This window comes from Phenylobacterium sp. (genome assembly GCF_036402295.1).
Lineage (GTDB): Bacteria > Pseudomonadota > Alphaproteobacteria > Caulobacterales > Caulobacteraceae > Phenylobacterium.
The window spans coordinates 1-5,485 of sequence record NZ_DASWTE010000457.1 but is presented as its reverse complement, the minus strand read 5'-3'; the positions used below and the strand labels follow the sequence as shown (position 1 = coordinate 5,485).

Below are 5,485 nucleotides of genomic sequence, written 5' to 3'. Positions count from 1 at the left end.
CAAGGACCACGACACCTACATCACCACCGAGGTCGGCCAGCACCAGATGTGGGCCGCCCAGTTCTACCGTTTCGAGGAGCCCAACCGCTGGATGACCTCGGGCGGCCTGGGCACCATGGGCTACGGCCTGCCCGCGGCGGTGGGCGTGCAGATGGCCCACCCGGACTCGCTCGTCATCGACATCGCCGGGGACGCCTCGGTGCAGATGACCATGCAGGAGATGTCGACGGCCGTTCAGTACGGCCTGCCGATCAAGATCTTCATCCTCAACAACGAGTGGATGGGGATGGTGCGGCAGTGGCAGCAGCTGCTGCACGGCGAGCGCTACAGCCACTCCTACTCCGCGGCGATGCCCGACTTCGTGAAGCTGGCCGAGGCCTACGGCGGTGTCGGCTTCCGCGCCGAGCACCCCGACGAGCTGGACGACAAGATCCGCGAGATGATCGCGGTGAAGAAGCCTGTCCTGTTCGATTGCCGGGTGACCAAGGAAGAGAACTGCTTCCCGATGATCCCGTCCGGCAAGGCGCACAACGAGATGATCATGGCCGAGGAAGCCCGCGACCTCGGCTCGATCATCGACGACGCCGGCAAGCGGCTGGTCTGACCCTCCGGACGGCCATTCAACTGTCGTTTTCGCGGCAGTAGGGTGCGCGCCTCTCAGAAGGGCGCGCGCATGTCCGACCACGGCCGTTTCATCTGGTACGAGCTGATCACCCCCGACATGGCGGGCGCCAAGCGGTTCTACGGCGACCTCCTGGGCTGGAAGGCGCAGGACCTGCCGCCGATGCCGGGCGCCGAGCCCTACAGCATCCTCAGCGCCGAAGGGGTCGACGTGGCGGGCATGATGAACCTGGGCGAGCCCATGAAGGCCGAGGGCATGCCGCCCAACTGGACCGGCTACGTCTGCGTGGACGACTGCGACGCCGCCGCTGCGAGGGCGAAGAGCCTGGGCGGGTCGGTGAAGCGCGAGCCGCTGGACATTCCCGGCATCGGCCGCTTCGCCATCGTGGCCGACCCGGCCGGCGCCGTGTTCGCGATCATGAAGCCCGTGCCCCCGGAGGCCCCGCGGCCAGAGGTTCCGCCCGGCGCCCTGGGCCACACGAGCTGGCACGAGCTCTACGGCGGTCCGCCGGAGGAGAGCGTCGCCTTCTACGGGGCGATGTTCGGCTGGACCAAGGCCGACGCCTTCGACATGGGCCCGATGGGGACCTACCAGCTGTTCGCGAACCAGGACGGCCAGATCGGCGGGATGATGAAGCAGCCCGAGCAGGCGCCGGCGCCCTACTGGAACTACTACTTCCGGGTGGGCGGCATCGACGCGGCGGCCGAACGGGCCAAGGCCGGCGGGGCGCAGATCCTGATGGGGCCGATGGAAGTGCCGAGCGGCGACTGGGTGTTCCAGGGGATCGACCCGCAGGGGGCGGTGTTCTCCGTGCAGGGTTCCAAGGCCGCCTAGGGACATCCATGTCGAAGACGACGCCGGCGACGCTGGCCCTGGACAAGGCCGGCGTGGCCTACCGGCTGGCCACCTACGACTACGATCCGGACGCCGAGCGCGTGGGGCTGCAGGCGGCCGAGGCCCTGGGCGCGCCACCCTCCGAGGTGCTGAAGACGCTCATGGTCAAGGCTGACGGCAAGCCCGTCTGCGTGGTGCTGGCGTCGGACCGCGAGGTCTCGATGAAGAAGCTGGCGGCCGCCATGGGCGCAAAGTCGGCGGAGATGATGAAGTCCGCCGACGCCGAGCGGATCACCGGCTACCGCGTGGGCGGCGTCAGCCCCTTCGGGCAGAAGAAGGCCGTTCCGACCTTGATCGACGCCGACGCCGCGGCGCTGTCGGATGCCTTCGTGAATGGCGGGCAGCGCGGACTGCAGGTCCGGCTTGCGCCGTCCGAACTCGTGCGGGTGCTGGGCGCGAAGGTGGCCGCGATCAGCTGACGCCCGGAGCTAGGGGGGCGACGCCCCGATGCGGGACATCACCTCGCTGGGGATGCGGTAGCGCGTGACCAACTCGCGATGGTCGCTGCAGTCGCAGGCCTCGTGCTGGACGATCAGCTTCCAGACTGCCTCCACCGCTGCGTCGAGCAGCGCCTGTCGGTCCTCGGGATCGCGCTGGTCGGAGTCGTGGTCGCGCAGCGCGCGGAGCGCCCGCTCCACGTCCCGCTCGGTATGGCCGACAGCCGCGTCTATCTCTTCGAGGAGCTCGAACTTCAGGTGGGCCTCACCGCTGTCGACGTGGGCAGGCTCGGCGAGGTGCTGAGGCAGTCTGAGTGCGGACATGCCGCCTCCTTGGCTCTCAAGGGTTCACCTTGGGAACGACCATAGCACCGTGGCGCGCGTGCGGCGAACGCTCCCGCTTATTTGAACCGGCTCAAGTCTTGAGGCGCATGGCGCCCATGTAGTCCCGCTTGCCCAGCGGCACGCCGGCCTGGCGCAGGATGTCGTAGGCCGTGGTGGCGTGGAAATGCAGGTTGGGCGTGGAGAACGAGAGCAGGAAGTTCTCGGCCGTGAACGGCAGCTGGCGCGGCCCCAGCTGGAAGACCATGTCCTTGCCCTCCAGCGCGTTGACCTCGTCCGGCGTCAGCGCCTTAAGCTCGGCCTGGGCGTCGGCCACCCACTTCTGCAGGTCGGCGTAGGTGGGCTCGCCGAACGGGCCGGGCGGATGAAAGACGCCGGCCTTGGCGCCGGCCAGCGCGCCGCGCGAATGGTGCGCCACCGAGGCGATCTGGAAGGCGAAGGGCAGCATGTCGTCGTGCAGGCGGGTGGTGACGATCGCTTCGGGGTCGCGGCCGGCCTCCACCAGGTGCGCGCGCCCCTTCTCCAGGAAGGCCGAGACGGCGCCCAGCACCTGCAGGAAGGACGTCACCGTGCAGTCGTAGAGTGAGATCGCCATCGCCGGCCCCCGTTGATTGTTGGGCCCAGCTTGGCCGATGGGCCGCTAGGTGAGCCAGCCCGAAATTCTAATGCCGGTCAGCGGGCGCCCAGCCGGGCCAGCACCTCGCGCGGGATGCCGTACTGGGCGATGACCGCGGCGCGGTCGCGCAGGCCCATGACCTCGCGCTGGACGAGGAAGCCCCAGACGGCGTCTGCCGCCGCCTTGAGGACGACCGCGCGACCTTCGCCGCCCGGATGGTCACGAAGCTCCGCGAGCGCCATCTCCACCTTGCGGCCGGCGCGGCCCAGCGAGTGGGCCTGCTCCTCCAGGAGCTCGTAGCGGATCGCGGCCTCGCCGGAGTCCACGCCGAGACGGCGTGCGAGGCTTTGGGGCATGCGCAGCGAGGACATGGCCGCCCATGTTGGCGGCCCGCCCCCGCTTGGCAAGCCTGGGCTCAGTAGAAGAAGCGCTCCTCGGCGATCTTGCCGTCGCGGATGGTGTAGATGCCGATCTCGTCCAGCGTGGTGCGCTCGGCGCCCTTCGGGGTCACTTCCATCTTGAAGCGCACGGCGAACTGGTCGCCGTTGAGGTAGGGCCCTTCGACTTCCACACCGTGGATCTCGTGGTTGGCGTTCCACCAGTCGCCCTTGGCTTTCACGCCTGCCTTGCCGCGGATCTCGGACATCTCGTTGCCGGGCATGTTCTCGTAGCTGACGACGTCGTCGGCCCAGTACTTCTCGCCCGACTGGTCGAACTGGCCAGCCTTCCACATGGCGACGAGGGCGTCGGCGACATCCTTCGTGGTGGGCTTGTCGAGAACTTCACTCATGGCGGCCTCCTGGGTTGGATGGCCGGGACCGTACGCCGGGATAGTGACACCGTTCTGGCAGCAGCCTTCGGGGCTAGTCCGCCCCGAAGGCCTCCGCCACGTCGTCGGCGACGGGCCAGTAGCGGTAGTCGCGGCCCACGTCGTCGCGCAGCAACCGGTCGATCGACCAGCCGCTGCGGCCCACGTGCACGCCCATCAGCGCCAGTTCGGAGATGATCTCCTCGCGCAGCGCCTCGGGTACGGCCGCGTTGCGGGCCACGCGCGCCTCGTCCATGCGCCAGCCGAAGACGTGGTCGCGGGTGATCGCCACAATCGCGCCAGGCTGACCCAGCCACTCGTAGAAGGCGGCCCAGCCGGTCGCCGCATCGGAGCCGCGGTCGGTCAGGCAGTTGCGGTACCGGCGCGAGGCGTCCTTCAGCGCCGCCTTGCTGGCGAGCGGCCTCAGGCGCGCCGTGCCGGGATGCGGCGGCGCCATCGGCTCGGGCGTCAGGTCGTCGCGCACCCGCTCGAAGAGGGCCTTGGTCGTGGCCGCCCGGCCCCAGCCGGTCGCCGCCACGTCGGCCGCCGCCTGGCCGTCGCGCAGGGCCAGCGCCTGGTAGGCCTCACGCAGCACCTCGACACCCTCGGGCGAGAGGGCCGCCGCGAGCCGCGCGGCCGGCGCCATGGCGTCGGGCAGGCCGGCAAGGCGGCGCACCAGGGCGGCGTCGACGGTCTCGGCGTGGCGCAGAACCTTGGCCGGCGCCGCCCGCTCCAGCAGGCGGATCAGGGCGCGGTAGGCGTCGACGTCCCACGCGATCTCGCCCGCCCGCCCGAGCAGTCGCTCGAGACCCGCCGGCGGCGCCTCCACCGCCAGCCGGATCGCCACCCGCAGGCGCGCAGTCAGCAGTCGCTCGGCGAAGCTGCGGACATCGCGGCCCAGCGCCAGGGCCAGGCACACGAGGTGGCGGCGCGCAGCCGGCGCGGCCAGGAAGCCGCCGTGCGGGTCCGGCCACAGGGCCGCGACGCGCGGGGCGAAGTCGCCCGCGAGCAGCGTCAGCAGAGAGGTCGGGCCGGCGGTCGCGGACGCCGCGACCGGAAAGCGGGTGAACATCGAAAGCTCCCAGGGTTGCGCCGCAGCCCATGGGAGCGCGGCGCGTCTAGCGTCGTATGAGGCGCGCGCCCGGGTCCGGGACGGCGCGCGAGCGCATGGGGGCCGGAGGCCGCTCCCAGTCGCTCATGAAATTGCACGTCGTCATTCGGTGACTCTCGTTCGAGAAGGGTGGCGATGTCTCATGGGACACCAGCGTCGCGCAAGGCTGGGCTTGCGGTCGAGAGCTGTTCGTTAACGGCCTGTGGCCGTCAGGTCACGGCTCGGCTTCAGGGCTCTGGGCGGCGCCGGGCCTGGACGTTCAGATGGTCCGGCTTCTGGCCGGTGATCTTGTAGAGGAGCAGCCAGCTCTGCACGGCCGCGGCGACCGGTCCGGGGATCGCAAGACCCCCGAACCAGCGCGACACCGTCGAGCGGTCGACGTCCAACGCTTCGGCGAGACGGGACATCCAGCCCCGCTCGCCGAAGAGAAGGATCGCCGCCCGACGGAGCTCCTCCGCTGTCATGCCGCGCCTTGCCCGTTCAGCCCTTCGGCCTCGCGGATATAGCTCAGCACGGCCTCGGAGAAGCCGTCGATGTGGACCCACTTGCCGTAGCCGACACCGTTGCGGGCGCTGGCCACGTTGATCACGTAGCCCTTGCCCTTCGGGTCCGGCATCGAGCTGACCGTTCCGCGGATCCAGTAGCCGAAGCGGCT

9 protein-coding genes and 1 pseudogene are annotated in these 5,485 nt (G+C 70.1%); 3 read left to right on the top strand and 7 right to left on the bottom strand.

The features are described from left to right. The 3 genes from VGD44_RS25700 to ybaK all read left to right on the top strand — a co-directional run. Positions 1–604, top strand: a 604-nt coding sequence (locus tag VGD44_RS25700; protein WP_331091508.1) for a thiamine pyrophosphate-dependent enzyme, incomplete at its 5' end; no start/stop codon positions are given. A gap of 69 nt (positions 605–673) precedes the next feature. Continuing rightward, the gene (locus VGD44_RS25695; RefSeq protein WP_331091506.1) at positions 674–1,456 is read left to right on the top strand and encodes a VOC family protein; all 783 of its coding nucleotides are present in this window, start codon (positions 674–676) and stop codon (positions 1,454–1,456) included. 8 nt (positions 1,457–1,464) lie between these two features. After that, a complete protein-coding gene (ybaK, locus tag VGD44_RS25690) occupies positions 1,465–1,935 on the top strand; it encodes a Cys-tRNA(Pro) deacylase (RefSeq protein ID WP_331091504.1) in 471 nt (156 codons plus the stop codon). Positions 1,936–1,944: 9 nt separating this feature from the next. Here the strand turns inward: ybaK and VGD44_RS25685 are convergent, their stop codons facing one another. The 7 genes and pseudogenes from VGD44_RS25685 to VGD44_RS25655 all read right to left on the bottom strand — a co-directional run. Next, positions 1,945–2,277: a DUF6665 family protein gene (locus tag VGD44_RS25685; protein ID WP_331091503.1), complete on the bottom strand. Its 333-nt coding sequence runs from the start codon at positions 2,275–2,277 to the stop codon at positions 1,945–1,947. A gap of 91 nt (positions 2,278–2,368) precedes the next feature. Then, positions 2,369–2,890, bottom strand: coding sequence for a DUF1993 domain-containing protein (locus VGD44_RS25680; protein ID WP_331091501.1), 522 nt, complete (start codon positions 2,888–2,890; stop codon positions 2,369–2,371). Positions 2,891–2,967: 77 nt separating this feature from the next. Beyond that, positions 2,968–3,282, bottom strand: coding sequence for a DUF6665 family protein (locus VGD44_RS25675; protein WP_331091500.1), 315 nt, complete (start codon positions 3,280–3,282; stop codon positions 2,968–2,970). A 44-nt stretch (positions 3,283–3,326) separates the two neighbouring features. Continuing rightward, entirely contained in the window at positions 3,327–3,701 is a 375-nt protein-coding gene (locus VGD44_RS25670; RefSeq protein WP_331091499.1) for a SnoaL-like domain-containing protein, read from the bottom strand. A 73-nt stretch (positions 3,702–3,774) separates the two neighbouring features. Next, positions 3,775–4,791 carry a hypothetical protein gene (locus VGD44_RS25665; protein WP_331091498.1) on the bottom strand — a complete coding sequence of 339 codons (1,017 nt, stop codon included), beginning with the start codon at positions 4,789–4,791 and terminating at the stop codon, positions 3,775–3,777. A 266-nt stretch (positions 4,792–5,057) separates the two neighbouring features. Further along, complete coding sequence (locus VGD44_RS25660; protein WP_331091496.1) at positions 5,058–5,237, bottom strand: hypothetical protein; 180 nt, start codon at positions 5,235–5,237, stop codon at positions 5,058–5,060. 53 nt (positions 5,238–5,290) lie between these two features. Then, positions 5,291–5,485, bottom strand: a pseudogene (locus VGD44_RS25655) (hypothetical protein); the annotation flags it as partial.

Coding starts and splice junctions, on each gene's coding strand:
- VGD44_RS25695 (WP_331091506.1), top strand. CDS start 674: ATGTCCGACCACGGCCGTTTCATCTGGTACGAGCTGATCACCCCCGAC.
- ybaK (WP_331091504.1), top strand. CDS start 1,465: ATGTCGAAGACGACGCCGGCGACGCTGGCCCTGGACAAGGCCGGCGTG.
- VGD44_RS25685 (WP_331091503.1), bottom strand. CDS start 2,277: ATGTCCGCACTCAGACTGCCTCAGCACCTCGCCGAGCCTGCCCACGTC.
- VGD44_RS25680 (WP_331091501.1), bottom strand. CDS start 2,890: ATGGCGATCTCACTCTACGACTGCACGGTGACGTCCTTCCTGCAGGTG.
- VGD44_RS25675 (WP_331091500.1), bottom strand. CDS start 3,282: ATGTCCTCGCTGCGCATGCCCCAAAGCCTCGCACGCCGTCTCGGCGTG.
- VGD44_RS25670 (WP_331091499.1), bottom strand. CDS start 3,701: ATGAGTGAAGTTCTCGACAAGCCCACCACGAAGGATGTCGCCGACGCC.
- VGD44_RS25665 (WP_331091498.1), bottom strand. CDS start 4,791: ATGTTCACCCGCTTTCCGGTCGCGGCGTCCGCGACCGCCGGCCCGACC.
- VGD44_RS25660 (WP_331091496.1), bottom strand. CDS start 5,237: ATGTCCCGTCTCGCCGAAGCGTTGGACGTCGACCGCTCGACGGTGTCG.